Origin of the sequence: Streptococcus sp. 2106, from assembly GCF_013277315.1 — a bacterium.
Lineage (GTDB): Bacteria > Bacillota > Bacilli > Lactobacillales > Streptococcaceae > Streptococcus > Streptococcus pseudopneumoniae.
In genome coordinates this window covers 14,575-28,395 of record NZ_VMMS01000037.1, presented here as the reverse complement: position 1 = coordinate 28,395, position 13,821 = coordinate 14,575, and the positions used below count along the sequence as shown (strand labels likewise).

At 44.8% G+C, this 13,821-nt stretch carries 9 protein-coding genes and 1 pseudogene; all 10 read left to right on the top strand.

What is annotated here, in order from left to right:
* Positions 1-60 precede the first annotated feature (60 nt).
* The 10 genes and pseudogenes from comA to purH all read left to right on the top strand — a co-directional run bounded on the left by comA (position 61) and on the right by purH (position 13,756).
* On the top strand, positions 61-2,214 hold the full coding sequence (gene comA / locus HT723_RS04605; RefSeq protein ID WP_172934741.1) for a peptide cleavage/export ABC transporter ComA: 2,154 nt from the start codon (positions 61-63) through the stop codon (positions 2,212-2,214).
* A gap of 12 nt (positions 2,215-2,226) precedes the next feature.
* Complete coding sequence (gene comB / locus HT723_RS04600) at positions 2,227-3,576, top strand: competence pheromone export protein ComB (RefSeq protein WP_172934740.1); 1,350 nt, start codon at positions 2,227-2,229, stop codon at positions 3,574-3,576.
* A gap of 169 nt (positions 3,577-3,745) precedes the next feature.
* On the top strand, positions 3,746-4,453 hold the full coding sequence (gene purC, locus HT723_RS04595) for a phosphoribosylaminoimidazolesuccinocarboxamide synthase (protein WP_166731940.1): 708 nt from the start codon (positions 3,746-3,748) through the stop codon (positions 4,451-4,453).
* 1 nt (position 4,454) lies between these two features.
* Positions 4,455-4,597: pseudogene (locus tag HT723_RS11895) on the top strand (phosphoribosylaminoimidazolesuccinocarboxamide synthase).
* Between the two features lie 56 nt (positions 4,598-4,653).
* On the top strand, positions 4,654-8,379 hold the full coding sequence (locus HT723_RS04590) for a phosphoribosylformylglycinamidine synthase (protein WP_172934739.1): 3,726 nt from the start codon (positions 4,654-4,656) through the stop codon (positions 8,377-8,379).
* A 93-nt stretch (positions 8,380-8,472) separates the two neighbouring features.
* The gene (gene purF, locus HT723_RS04585; protein ID WP_172934738.1) at positions 8,473-9,915 is read left to right on the top strand and encodes an amidophosphoribosyltransferase; all 1,443 of its coding nucleotides are present in this window, start codon (positions 8,473-8,475) and stop codon (positions 9,913-9,915) included.
* Positions 9,916-10,127: 212 nt separating this feature from the next.
* The gene (gene purM / locus HT723_RS04580; RefSeq protein ID WP_172934737.1) at positions 10,128-11,150 is read left to right on the top strand and encodes a phosphoribosylformylglycinamidine cyclo-ligase; all 1,023 of its coding nucleotides are present in this window, start codon (positions 10,128-10,130) and stop codon (positions 11,148-11,150) included.
* A complete protein-coding gene (gene purN, locus HT723_RS04575; RefSeq protein ID WP_172934736.1) occupies positions 11,147-11,698 on the top strand; it encodes a phosphoribosylglycinamide formyltransferase in 552 nt (183 codons plus the stop codon). Before purM ends, purN begins: the two co-directional genes overlap by 4 nt.
* A gap of 44 nt (positions 11,699-11,742) precedes the next feature.
* Positions 11,743-12,207, top strand: coding sequence for a GNAT family N-acetyltransferase (locus HT723_RS04570; protein ID WP_119919943.1), 465 nt, complete (start codon positions 11,743-11,745; stop codon positions 12,205-12,207).
* A gap of 1 nt (position 12,208) precedes the next feature.
* Positions 12,209-13,756: a bifunctional phosphoribosylaminoimidazolecarboxamide formyltransferase/IMP cyclohydrolase gene (gene purH / locus HT723_RS04565; protein WP_172934735.1), complete on the top strand. Its 1,548-nt coding sequence runs from the start codon at positions 12,209-12,211 to the stop codon at positions 13,754-13,756.
* Positions 13,757-13,821 lie beyond the last annotated feature (65 nt).

Here is a 13,821-nt window from a genome sequence, read left to right as displayed (position 1 = left end):
TGAGTTTATACTCTTCGAAAATCNNNGATTTTCATTGAGTATTAGGAAAAGGAGATGAATATGAAATTTGGGAAACGTCACTATCGTCCGCAGGTGGATCAGATGGACTGCGGTGTAGCTTCATTAGCCATGGTTTTTGGCTATTATGGTAGTTATTATTCTTTGGCTCACTTGCGAGAATTGGCTAAGACGACTATGGATGGGACGACGGCTTTGGGCTTGGTCAAGGTGGCAGAGGAAATTGGTTTTGAGACGCGAGCAATTAAGGCGGATATGACGCTCTTTGACTTGCCAGATTTGACTTTTCCTTTTGTTGCCCATGTGCTTAAGGAAGGAAAATTGCTCCACTACTATGTGGTGACTGGGCAGGATAAGGATAGCATTCATATTGCCGATCCAGATCCTGGGGTGAAATTGACCAAACTGCCACGTGAGCGTTTTGCGGAAGAATGGACAGGAGTGACTCTTTTTATGGCACCTAGTCCAGACTACAAGCCTCATAAGGATCAAAAGAATGGTCTGCTCTCTTTTATCCCTATATTAGTGAAGCAGCGTGGCTTGATTGCCAATATCGTTTTGGCAACACTCTTGGTAACCTTGATTAACATTGTGGGTTCTTATTATCTGCAGTCTATCATTGATACCTATGTGCCAGATCAGATGCGTTCGACGCTGGGGATTATTTCTATTGGGCTGGTTATCGTCTATATTCTCCAGCAGATTTTGTCTTACGCTCAGGAGTATCTCTTACTTGTTTTGGGGCAACGCTTGTCGATTGATGTGATTTTGTCCTATATCAAGCATGTTTTTCACTTGCCCATGTCCTTTTTTGCGACACGTCGGACAGGGGAAATCGTTTCTCGTTTTACAGATGCTAACAGTATTATCGATGCGCTGGCTTCGACCATCCTTTCGATTTTCCTAGATGTGTCAACGGTTGTCATTATTTCCCTTGTTTTATTTTCACAAAATACCAATCTCTTTTTCATGACCTTATTGGCGCTGCCTATCTACACAGTGATTATCTTTGCCTTTATGAAGCCGTTTGAAAAGATGAATCGGGACACCATGGAAGCCAATGCGGTTCTGTCTTCTTCTATCATTGAGGACATCAACGGTATTGAGACTATCAAGTCTTTGACCAGTGAAAGTCAGCGTTACCAAAAGATTGACAAAGAATTTGTGGATTATCTGAAGAAATCCTTTACCTATAGTCGGGCAGAGAGTCAGCAAAAGGCTCTGAAAAAAGTTGCCCATCTCTTGCTCAATGTCGGCATTCTCTGGATGGGGGCTGTTCTGGTCATGGATGGCAAGATGAGTTTGGGGCAGTTGATTACCTATAATACCTTGCTTGTTTACTTTACCAATCCTTTGGAAAATATCATCAATCTGCAAACCAAGCTTCAGACAGCGCAGGTTGCCAATAACCGTTTAAATGAAGTGTATCTGGTAGCTTCGGAGTTTGAGGAGAAGAAAACAGTTGAGGATTTGAGCTTGATGAAGGGAGAGATGACTTTCAAGCAGGTTTACTATAAGTATGGCTATGGTCGAGATGTCTTGTCGGATATCAATTTGACCATTCCTCAAGGCTCTAAGGTGGCTTTTGTGGGGATTTCAGGGTCAGGTAAGACGACATTGGCCAAGATGATGGTTAATTTTTACGACCCAAGTCAGGGAGAGATTAGTCTGGGTGGTGTCAATCTCAATCAGATTGATAAAAAAGCCCTGCGCCAGTACATTAACTATCTGCCTCAACAGCCCTATGTCTTTAACGGAACGATTTTGGACAATCTTCTTTTGGGAGCCAAGGAGGGGACGACACAGGAAGACATCTTACGGGCGGTTGAATTGGCAGAGATTCGGGAGGACATTGAGCGCATGCCACTGAATTACCAGACAGAGTTGACTTCGGATGGGGCAGGGATTTCAGGTGGTCAACGGCAGAGAATCGCTCTGGCGCGTGCTCTCTTGACAGATGCACCGGTCTTGATTTTGGATGAAGCGACCAGCAGTTTGGATATTTTGACTGAGAAGCGGATTGTCGATAATCTTATGGCTTTAGACAAGACCTTGATTTTCATCGCCCACCGCTTGACCATTGCTGAGCGGACAGAGAAGGTGGTTGTTTTGGATCAGGGCAAGATTGTTGAAGAAGGAAAGCATGCTGATTTGCTTGCACAGGGTGGCTTTTACGCCCATTTGGTGAATAGCTAGAAAGAGGAGAGGATGAAACCAGAATTTTTAGAAAGTGCGGAGTTTTATAATCGTCGTTACCATAATTTTTCCAGTCGGGTGATTGTCCCCATGTCCCTTCTGCTCGTGTTTTTGCTTGGATTTGCAACATTTGCAGAGAAGGAGATGAGTTTGTCTACTAGAGCTACTGTCGAGCCTAGTCGTATCCTTGCAAATATCCAGTCAACTAGCAACAATCGCATTCTTGTCAATCATTTGGAAGAAAATAAGCTGGTTAAAAAGGGAGAGCTGTTAGTTCAATATCAAGAAGGGGCAGAGAGTATCCAAGCGGAGTCCTATGCTAGTCAGTTGGACATGCTCAAGGATCAAAAAAAGCAATTGGAGTATTTGCAAAAGAGCCTGCAAGAAGGGACGGATTACTTTCCAGAGGAGGATAAGTTTGGCTACCAAGCCACCTTTCGCGACTACATCAGTCAAGCAGGCAGTCTTAGGGCTAGTACATCGCAACAAAACGAGACCATCGCGTCCCAGAATGCAGCAACTAGTCAAACCCAAGCTGAAATCGGGAATCTCATCAGTCAAACAGAGGCTAAAATTCGCGATTACCAGACAGCTAAGTCAGCTATGGAAACAGGTGCTTCCTTGGCCAGTCAGAATCTAGCCTACTCTCTCTACCAGTCCTACAAGTCTCAGGGCGAGGAAAATCCGCAAGCTAAGGCTCAGGCTGTTGCGCAGGTTGAAGCGCAGCTTTCTCAGTTAGAATCTAGTCTTGCTACTTACCGTGTCCAGTATGCAGGTTCAGGTACCCAGCAAGCCTATGCGTCAGGTTTAAGCAGTCAATTGGAATCTCTCAAATCCCAACACTTGGCAAAGGTTGGTCAGGAATTGACCCTTCTAAACCAGAAAATCTTGGAAGCAGAGTCAGGCAAGAAGGTTCAGGGAAGTCTTCTAGACAAGGGGAAAATTACGGCGAGTGAGGATGGGGTGCTTCATCTTAATCCTGAGACCAGTGATTCTACCATGGTAGCAGAAGGCGCCCTACTAGCCCAACTCTATCCGTCCTTGGAAAAAGAAGGGAAAGCTAAACTAACAGCTTATCTTAGTTCAAAAGATGTAGCAAGGATCAAGGTCGGTGATTCGGTTCGTTATACGACGACTCATGATGCCAAGAATCAACTTTTCCTAGATTCTACTATTACCAGCATAGATGCGACAGCTACCAAGACTGAAAAAGGGAATTTCTTTAAAATCGAGGCGGAGACTAATCTAACTTCGGAGCAGGCTGAAAAACTTCGGTACGGGGAGGAAGGTCGCCTGCAGATGATTACGGGCAAGAAAAGTTACCTGCGTTATTATTTAGATCAATTTTTGAACAAAGAGTAATGTTCGTATTTTCAGAGTTAAATGATTTTAAAACTGTGAGAAAGATTCTTCTTGCAGTTTTTTCTTTATGATTTTCGAGGGTGCTATGTTATTTATTCGGTTAAATTCTTGTAATTTTAGGTTTTTTATGGTAGAATGTGCTCAAGTAATACGAAAGGCGAACTTTAAAATGTCAAAACAATTGATCTATTCGGGAAAAGCTAAAGATATCTATACAACTGAAGATGAAAATCTTATTATTTCAACTTACAAGGACCAGGCGACTGCTTTCAACGGTGTCAAGAAGGAGCAGATTGCAGGTAAGGGAGTCTTGAATAATCAGATTTCATCTTTTATTTTTGAGAAATTAAATGCGGCTGATGTGGCGACTCACTTTGTGGAGAAACTTTCAGACACGGAACAACTCAATAAAAAGGTTGAGATTATTCCTTTGGAAGTCGTGCTCCGCAACTACACGGCTGGTTCCTTTTCAAAACGTTTTGGCGTAGACGAAGGTATCGCCTTGGATACTCCGATTGTTGAATTTTACTATAAAAATGATGATTTGGATGATCCATTTATCAATGACGAGCATGTGAAATTCCTAAAGATTGCGGATGACCAGCAAATCGCCTACTTGAAGGAAGAAACTCGTCGAATCAATGAACTTTTGAAAGCCTGGTTTGCTGAGATTGGGCTTAAGTTGATTGACTTTAAGCTAGAGTTCGGTTTTGACAAGGATGGCAAGATTATCTTAGCAGATGAATTTTCACCAGATAACTGCCGTTTGTGGGATGCGGATGGCAACCACATGGATAAGGATGTTTTCCGTAGAGGATTGGGAGAACTAACAGATGTTTACGAGATTGTCTGGGAGAAGTTGCAAGGTTTGAAATAATCTGTTTGCAACGGAAAACCTTCGTCTCTCAACAAAAAGGACTCAGGCTGAAAAGGTCCCCCAGACCTTTTCACTCCGTAGAGGATTGGGAGAACTAACCACGTTTATGAGATTGTTTGGGAAAAGTTGCAGGAATTGAAATAACAACCTCAAGGCTGTTTGGGAACATTGCAAGAGCTGAAATAAAGGAATAAGGATTGATGGATAAACGTATTTTTGTTGAAAAAAAGGCTGATTTTCAGGTTAAGTCAGAGAGTTTGGTGAGAGAACTCCAGCATAACTTGGGACTGTCAACTTTGAAAAGTATTCGCATTGTGCAAGTTTATGATGTCTTTGATTTGGCAGAGGACTTGTTTGCACCTGCAGAGAAACACATCTTCTCTGAGCAGGTAACCGATCATGTTTTAGATGAAGCTGCTGTACAGGCGGATCTTGCTAACTATGCTTTCTTTGCCATTGAAAGCCTGCCAGGGCAGTTTGACCAGCGTGCGGCATCTTCACAGGAAGCCTTGCTTTTGCTGGGAAGTTCGAGTGATGTGACAGTCAATACAGCCCAACTTTACTTGGTCAATAAAGACATTGATGCGACTGAGTTAGAGGCGGTCAAGAACTACTTGCTCAATCCAGTTGATTCTCGTCTCAAGGACATCACGACAGAGATTGCCAAGCAGGAATTTTCAGAGTCAGACAAGACCATTCCGAAATTGACTTTCTTTGAAAGCTATACAGCAGAAGACTTTGCTCGCTACAAGGCTGAGCAAGGGATGGCCATGGAAGTGGATGATTTGCTCTTTATCCAAGACTATTTCAAGTCAATCGGGCGCGTGCCGACGGAAACAGAACTCAAGGTTTTGGACACTTACTGGTCTGACCACTGCCGTCACACGACTTTTGAGACAGAGTTGAAACAGATTGATTTCTCGGCTTCTAAATTCCAAAAACAATTGCAGGCGACCTATGACAAGTATATTGCCATGCGTGAGGAGTTGGGGCGTTCTGAAAAACCTCAAACCTTGATGGATATGGCGACTATTTTTGGTCGTTATGAGCGTGCTAATGGACGTTTGGACGACATGGAAGTGTCAGACGAAATCAATGCTTGCTCAGTAGAAATCGAAGTGGATGTTGATGGTGTGAAAGAGCCATGGCTCCTAATGTTCAAGAATGAAACTCACAACCACCCAACGGAAATTGAGCCATTTGGTGGGGCGGCAACTTGTATCGGTGGAGCCATTCGTGACCCATTGTCAGGTCGCTCATATGTCTACCAAGCCATGCGGATCTCAGGTGCGGGTGACATTACAGCACCGATTTCTGAAACTCGCGCTGGGAAATTGCCACAACAAGTTATTTCTAAAACAGCGGCTCATGGCTATTCTTCATATGGTAACCAGATTGGGCTTGCAACAACCTACGTTCGTGAGTACTTCCACCCAGGTTTTGTAGCTAAACGTATGGAGTTAGGTGCAGTAGTCGGTGCGGCTCCTAAGGGCAATGTTGTCCGTGAAAAACCGGAAGCGGGTGATGTTATTATCCTCCTTGGAGGTAAGACTGGACGTGATGGTGTCGGTGGTGCGACAGGTTCTTCTAAGGTTCAAACGGTTGAGTCTGTGGAAACTGCTGGAGCTGAGGTTCAAAAAGGGAATGCTATCGAAGAACGCAAGATTCAACGCCTTTTCCGTAATGGCAATGTCACTCGTCTTATCAAGAAATCTAATGACTTTGGTGCTGGTGGAGTCTGTGTGGCTATCGGTGAATTGGCAGACGGTCTTGAAATCGACCTTAACAAGGTGCCTCTTAAATACCAAGGTTTGAATGGTACAGAAATTGCCATCTCTGAATCTCAAGAACGGATGGCAGTCGTGGTTCGTCCTGAGGATGTAGATGCCTTCGTTTCGGAATGTAACAAAGAAAATATTGATGCTGTTGTGGTTGCGACAGTGACTGAAAAACCAAATCTAGTCATGCACTGGAATGGTGAAATCATTGTCGACTTGGAACGTCGTTTCCTTGACACCAATGGTGTGCGTGTGGTTGTCGATGCTAAGGTTGTGGACAAGGACGTCAAACTTCCAGAAGAGCGTACAATAAGCGTAGAAACACTGGAAGCAGATACCCTTACCGTTCTATCTGACCTCAACCATGCGAGTCAAAAAGGATTGCAGACTATCTTTGATTGCTCTGTTGGTCGTTCAACGGTTAATCACCCACTTGGTGGTCGCTATCAACTCACACCAACTGAGGCCTCTGTACAGAAATTGCCAGTTCAACACGGTGTGACTCATACTGCGTCAGTCATGGCCCAAGGTTTCAACCCATATGTAGCTGAATGGTCTCCATACCACGGTGCTGCCTATGCGGTGATCGAAGCTACAGCTCGTCTAGCAGCAACAGGTGCCAATTGGTCTAAGGCTCGCTTCTCTTACCAAGAGTACTTCGAGCGCATGGACAAACAAGCTGAGCGTTTTGGTCAGCCAGTAGCAGCTCTCCTAGGTTCTATCGAGGCACAAATTCAGCTTGGTTTGCCATCTATCGGTGGTAAGGACTCTATGTCTGGTACCTTTGAAGAATTGACCGTTCCGCCAACCTTGGTTGCCTTTGGGGTGACGACGGCAGATAGCCGTAAGGTACTTTCTCCTGAGTTCAAAGCTGCTGGGGAGAATATCTACTACATCCCAGGTCAAGCCCTCTCTACAGAGATTGATTTTGACTTGATTAAGTCTAACTTTGCTCAGTTTGAAGATATCCAAGATGGTCACAAAGTAACATCTGCATCGGCTGTCAAATACGGTGGTGTGCTTGAAAGTTTGGCACTTGCTACCTTTGGAAATCATATCGGTGCAGAGGTAACCTTGCCTGAACTTGAAACAGCTTTGACAGCTCAATTAGGCGGATTTGTCTTCACATCTCCTGAAGAAATCGCTGGAGTAGAGAAAATCGGTCAAACAAGTGCAGACTTTACACTGACTGTCAACGGTGTGAAGCTAGATGGACACAAGCTTGACAGTGCCTTCCAAGGAAAACTGGAAGAAGTTTACCCAACAGAATTTGCCCAAGCCAAAGAACTAGCAGAAGTTCCAGATGTCGCTACTAACACAGTCATCCAAGCTAAAGAAAAAGTTGAAAAACCGGTGGTCTATATCCCAGTCTTCCCAGGAACCAACTCAGAATATGACTCAGCCAAGGCCTTTGAGAAAGAAGGTGCAGAGGTTAACTTGGTGCCATTCGTGACCTTGAATGAAGATGCTATTGTCAAGTCAGTTGAAACTATGGTTGACAACATCGGCAAGGCTAACATCCTCTTCTTTGCAGGTGGATTCTCAGCTGCGGACGAGCCAGATGGTTCAGCTAAGTTTATCGTCAATATCCTGCTCAATGAAAAAGTGCGTGCGGCTATTGATAGCTTTATCGTCCGTGGTGGCTTGATTATCGGTATCTGTAATGGATTCCAGGCCTTGGTCAAATCAGGTCTTCTTCCATACGGAAACTTTGAAGATGCTAACAGTACTAGCCCAACCCTCTTCTACAATGATGCCAACCAACACGTGGCCAAGATGGTGGAAACCCGTATTGCCAATACCAACTCGCCGTGGTTGACTGGCGTGCAAGTGGGCGATATCCACGCTATTCCTGTTTCGCACGGTGAAGGGAAGTTTGTCGTGACGGCTGAGGAATTTGCAGAGCTCCGTGACAATGGTCAAATCTTTAGCCAATATGTTGACTTTGACGGCAAACCAAGTATGGACTCTAAGTACAATCCGAATGGTTCTGTCCATGCCATCGAAGGAATTACCAGCAAGAACGGCCAAATCATCGGTAAGATGGGCCACTCAGAACGTTATGAGGAAGGTCTTTTCCAAAATATCTCAGGAAATAAAGACCAGCACCTGTTCGCGTCAGCGGTTAAACATTTCACTGGAAAATAATACTTGCAGATTTTCTAATAGATAGTATCAGTAATGTAAAAGTCATGTAGATTTAGCTCTTGGTGCTACACAAATAAAAATTAGGTATATAAAATGACATACGAAGTAAAATCTCTTAATGAAGAATGTGGTGTTTTCGGTATCTGGGGGCATCCAGATGCTGCTAAATTGACCTATTTTGGTCTCCATAGTCTTCAGCACCGTGGTCAGGAGGGGGCAGGAATCCTTTCCAATGACCAAGGAAAACTAAAGCGCCATCGTGACATGGGACTTTTATCAGAAGTGTTCAGAAATCCTGCTAACTTAGATAAATTGACGGGGACTGGTGCGATTGGGCATGTGCGTTACGCGACTGCTGGCGAAGCTTCTGTAGATAATATCCAGCCCTTCCTCTTCCGTTTTCACGATATGCAGTTTGGCTTGGCTCATAATGGAAATCTGACCAATGCAGCCTCTCTCAAGAAAGAACTGGAACAAAGAGGCGCGATTTTCAGTGCGACTTCGGACTCTGAAATCTTGGCTCACCTCATTCGTCGCAGTCATAATCCTAGCCTGATGGGCAAAATCAAGGAAGCGCTCAGCCTTGTCAAAGGTGGTTTTGCCTATATCTTGCTGTTTGAGGACAAGTTGATTGCGGCTCTTGACCCCAATGGTTTCCGTCCGCTTTCTATCGGGAAAATGGCTAACGGAGCGGTGGTTGTTTCCTCTGAAACCTGTGCTTTTGAGGTTATTGGTGCTGAATGGATTCGTGATTTGAGGCCAGGTGAGATTGTGATCATTGATGACAAGGGCATCCAGTATGATAGCTATACAGATGATACTCAGTTAGCAATCTGTTCTATGGAGTATATCTATTTTGCCCGCCCTGATTCTAACATTCATGGTGTCAATGTTCATACGGCACGTAAACGTATGGGTGCCCAATTGGCACGTGAATTCAAGCATGAGGCGGATATCGTGGTCGGTGTACCCAATTCTTCCCTCAGCGCGGCTATGGGATTTGCGGAAGAATCAGGCTTGCCAAATGAAATGGGACTTATCAAGAACCAATACACCCAACGGACCTTTATCCAACCAACTCAAGAATTGCGGGAGCAAGGGGTGCGGATGAAACTATCTGCTGTTTCTGGTGTTGTCAAAGGCAAGCGTGTGGTGATGATTGATGACTCTATTGTACGTGGAACAACCTCTCGTCGTATCGTTCAGCTCTTGAAAGAAGCGGGTGCGACTGAGGTTCACGTTGCCATTGGTAGTCCAGCGCTTGCTTATCCATGTTTTTACGGGATTGATATCCAGACCCGTCAGGAGCTGATTGCGGCCAATCATACGGTCGAAGAAACGCGTCAAATCATTGGTGCGGACAGTCTGACCTATCTTTCTATTGAGGGGTTGATTGATTCGATTGGGATTGAAACAGATGCGCCAAATGGTGGTCTCTGTGTCGCTTATTTTGATGGTGACTACCCAACGCCTCTCTATGACTACGAAGAAGACTATCGTAAAAGTTTGGAAGAAAAGACCAGTTTTTACAAATAGATCACAGATTCTCCATTAAAGAAAAGGAATATAAAAATGACAAATAAGAATGCTTATACTTCACGTCTCACTATTGACTAAAAGCTAAAGCATTTGTCAGTAGACGCTTTGTCCTATAGGATCAAAGCTAGAGCCCTGACTAGTATTTTTAGATAAAATAATTGTTTATCTAAAAATACGTCGCAATCTTCTCAAAGAAAAGGAAAAATAAAATGGCAAATAAAAATGCTTATGCTCGATCTGGCGTGGATGTTGAAGCGGGTTATGAAGTTGTTGAACGGATTAAAAAGCACGTGACTCGTACGGAGCGTGCAGGTGTCATGGGAGCTCTTGGTGGCTTTGGTGGTATGTTTGACCTTTCAAAGACTGGGGTTAAAGAGCCTGTCTTGATTTCAGGAACTGACGGTGTCGGAACTAAGCTCATGCTGGCTATCAAGTACGACAAGCACGATACCATCGGTCAGGACTGTGTGGCCATGTGTGTTAATGACATCATCGCTGCAGGTGCTGAGCCCCTCTATTTCCTGGACTATGTGGCGACAGGCAAGAATGAACCAGCCAAGTTAGAACAAGTGGTCGCTGGTGTGGCAGAAGGTTGTGTGCAGGCAGGCGCTGCCCTTATCGGTGGGGAAACTGCTGAAATGCCCGGTATGTACGGCGAAGACGACTATGACTTGGCTGGTTTTGCAGTCGGTGTTGCAGAAAAATCTCAAATCATCGACGGTTCAAAAGTAGCAGAAGGCGATGTGATTTTGGGACTTGCTTCAAGCGGTATCCACTCAAATGGCTATTCACTTGTTCGTCGTGTCTTTGCGGATTACACAGGTAAGGAAGTCCTGCCAGAATTGGAAGGCAAGAAACTCAAGGAAGTTCTTCTGGAGCCGACTCGTATCTATGTCAAGGCTGTTTTGCCACTCATCAAGGAAGAGTTGGTCAACGGTATTGCCCACATCACAGGTGGGGGCTTTATCGAAAATGTCCCTCGTATGTTTGCAGCTGACTTGGCTGCTGAGATTGAGGAAGACAAGGTTCCAGTGCTTCCAATTTTCAAAGCCCTTGAAAAATACGGTCAGATCAAACACGAAGAAATGTTTGAAATCTTCAATATGGGTGTGGGACTTATGCTAGCAGTTAGCCCTGAAAATGTAAGTCGTGTCAAGGAATTGCTGGATGAACCAGTCTATGAAATTGGCCGTATCGTCAAGAAAGAAAATGAAAGTGTCATCATCAAATGAAAAAAATAGCGGTTTTTGCCTCTGGTAATGGCTCAAATTTTCAGGTGATAGCGGAACGATTTCCAGTGGAGTTTGTCTTTTCAGACCATCGTGACGCCTATGTGCTTGAGCGTGCAGAGCAGCTCGGCGTTCTGTCCTATACTTTTGAACTCAAGGAGTTTGAGAGCAAGGCAGACTACGAAGCAGCCATTGTCGAACTCTTGGAAGAGCACCAGATTGCCTTGGTTTGTCTAGCAGGCTACATGAAAATTGTTGGGCCTACTTTATTGGCAGCTTATGAAGGCAGGACTGTCAACATTCATCCAGCCTACCTGCCAGAGTTTCCAGGAGCTCATGGGATTGAGGATGCTTGGAATGCTGGCGTTGCTGAGAGCGGCGTGACCATTCATTGGGTGGATTCAGGTGTGGATACAGGAAAGGTTATCAAACAAGTGCGTGTGCCACGGCTGGCTGATGATACCATTGACAGTTTTGAAGCTCGGATTCATGAGGCAGAGTACAAGCTCTATCCTCAAGTGTTGGAGAGTTTAGGGGTGGGGAGAAGATAAGAAGTAAATCAAGTTTTGATTGTGCAATAGTGCTAGGAGAAAAAATGATTGAACTGAAATTAGTAGATGAGAGCAGTTTTCAGGCAGTGCTGGATTTGAAAATATCTGAAGCTGATGAACAAGCACGTTTCGTGTCTCCAAATGTACGCTCTTTAGCGGACGCATGGCTCTACCGAGAGAATGGGGATGTGTTTCCAATGGCAATCTATTGGAATAAGCTTGTAGTTGGTTTTCTCCTGTTGGAGATAGATAAGGATGAAGCGGAATACTTTATCTGGAGGATAATGATTGGCCAGCAGTACCAAGGAAGAGGTTATGGACGAAAAGCCGTGGAAGTTCTGATCAAAAAGGCTCAGATGGATAGCGCTTGCAATCATATTATCGCAGATTATGTGGTTGGAAATGAAAAAATGAAGCACCTGTTGACTAGTTTGGGTTTTCAGGAAACAGGATTTATAGAAGAAAATAATGAAGTTGTTATGCGCTTGGACCTAAAGAAAGAGGAATAGAATGACGAAAAAAGCTTTAATCAGCGTCTCAGACAAAGCGGGCATTGTTGAATTTGCCCAAGAACTAAAAAAACTTGGTTGGGATATCATCTCAACAGGTGGTACCAAGGTTGCCCTTGATAATGCTGGGGTGAAGACCATTGCCATCGATGATGTGACTGGTTTTCCAGAAATGATGGATGGTCGTGTGAAGACCCTCCACCCAAATATCCACGGAGGGCTTCTCGCTCGTCGTGACTTGGATAGCCACTTGGAAGCGGCTAAGGACAACAAGATTGAGCTCATTGACCTTGTGGTGGCCAACCTTTACCCATTTAAGGAAACCATCCTTAAACCAGATGTGACTTATGCGGATGCCGTTGAAAACATCGATATCGGCGGGCCTTCTATGCTTCGTTCAGCGGCTAAAAACCACGCTAGCGTAACGGTTGTGGTAGACCCTTCTGACTACGCTGTGGTTTTGGACGAATTGGCAGCAAACGGCGAAACCTCTTATGAAACTCGACAACGTTTGGCAGCCAAGGTTTTCCGTCACACAGCGGCTTATGATGCCTTGATTGCAGAGTATTTTACAGCTCAAGTGGGTGAAAGCAAGCCTGAAAAACTCACTTTGACTTATGACCTCAAGCAACCAATGCGTTACGGTGAAAATCCTCAACAAGATGCCGATTTCTATCAAAAAGCTTTGCCGACAGATTACTCGATTGCATCCGCTAAACAGCTCAACGGTAAGGAATTGTCTTTTAACAATATCCGTGATGCGGATGCTGCCATTCGTATCATCCGTGACTTCAAAGATCGTCCAACCGTTGTGGCTCTCAAACACATGAATCCATGCGGTATCGGTCAGGCTGATGACATTGAGACTGCTTGGGCCTACGCTTATGAGTCTGACCCAGTGTCTATCTTTGGTGGAATTGTCGTCCTTAACCGTGAGGTGGATGATGTGACTGCTGAGAAGATGCACGGCGTTTTCCTCGAGATCATCATCGCACCAAGCTATACGGATGAAGCGCTAGCCATTTTGACCAACAAAAAGAAAAACTTGCGCATCCTTGCCTTGCCATTTGATGCTCAAGAGGCTAGCGAAGTGGAAGCAGAATACACAGGTCTAGTCGGTGGACTTCTCGTGCAAAATCAAGACGTGGTCAAGGAAAGCCCAGCTGACTGGCAAGTGGTGACCAAACGTCAGCCAACCGAGACAGAAGCGACTGCTCTTGAGTTCGCTTGGAAGGCTATCAAGTACGTCAAATCAAATGGTATTATCGTGACCAACGACCACATGACACTTGGTGTTGGTCCAGGTCAAACCAACCGTGTGGCTTCTGTTCGCCTTGCCATTGACCAAGCCAAAGATCGTCTGGACGGGGCGGTCCTTGCTTCAGATGCCTTCTTCCCATTTGCGGATAACGTGGAAGAAATCGCCAAAGCAGGAATTAAGGCCATCATCCAGCCCGGTGGCTCTGTCCGTGACCAAGAATCCATCGAAGCAGCGGATAAATACGGCTTGACTATGGTCTTTACAGGTGTGAGACATTTTAGACATTAAGAAGATAAAAGGGAAGAAAACAGTTTCTTTCCTTTTTTGGCTTAAAATGCTAACTGAAACAAGAT

Bases quoted from the DNA above. Each gene is read 5' to 3' on its own strand.
- comA (WP_172934741.1), top strand. From the start codon at position 61: ATGAAATTTGGGAAACGTCACTATCGTCCGCAGGTGGATCAGATGGAC.
- comB (WP_172934740.1), top strand. From the start codon at position 2,227: ATGAAACCAGAATTTTTAGAAAGTGCGGAGTTTTATAATCGTCGTTAC.
- purN (WP_172934736.1), top strand. From the start codon at position 11,147: ATGAAAAAAATAGCGGTTTTTGCCTCTGGTAATGGCTCAAATTTTCAG.
- HT723_RS04590 (WP_172934739.1), top strand. From the start codon at position 4,654: ATGGATAAACGTATTTTTGTTGAAAAAAAGGCTGATTTTCAGGTTAAG.
- purM (WP_172934737.1), top strand. From the start codon at position 10,128: ATGGCAAATAAAAATGCTTATGCTCGATCTGGCGTGGATGTTGAAGCG.
- purF (WP_172934738.1), top strand. From the start codon at position 8,473: ATGACATACGAAGTAAAATCTCTTAATGAAGAATGTGGTGTTTTCGGT.
- purH (WP_172934735.1), top strand. From the start codon at position 12,209: ATGACGAAAAAAGCTTTAATCAGCGTCTCAGACAAAGCGGGCATTGTT.
- purC (WP_166731940.1), top strand. From the start codon at position 3,746: ATGTCAAAACAATTGATCTATTCGGGAAAAGCTAAAGATATCTATACA.
- HT723_RS04570 (WP_119919943.1), top strand. From the start codon at position 11,743: ATGATTGAACTGAAATTAGTAGATGAGAGCAGTTTTCAGGCAGTGCTG.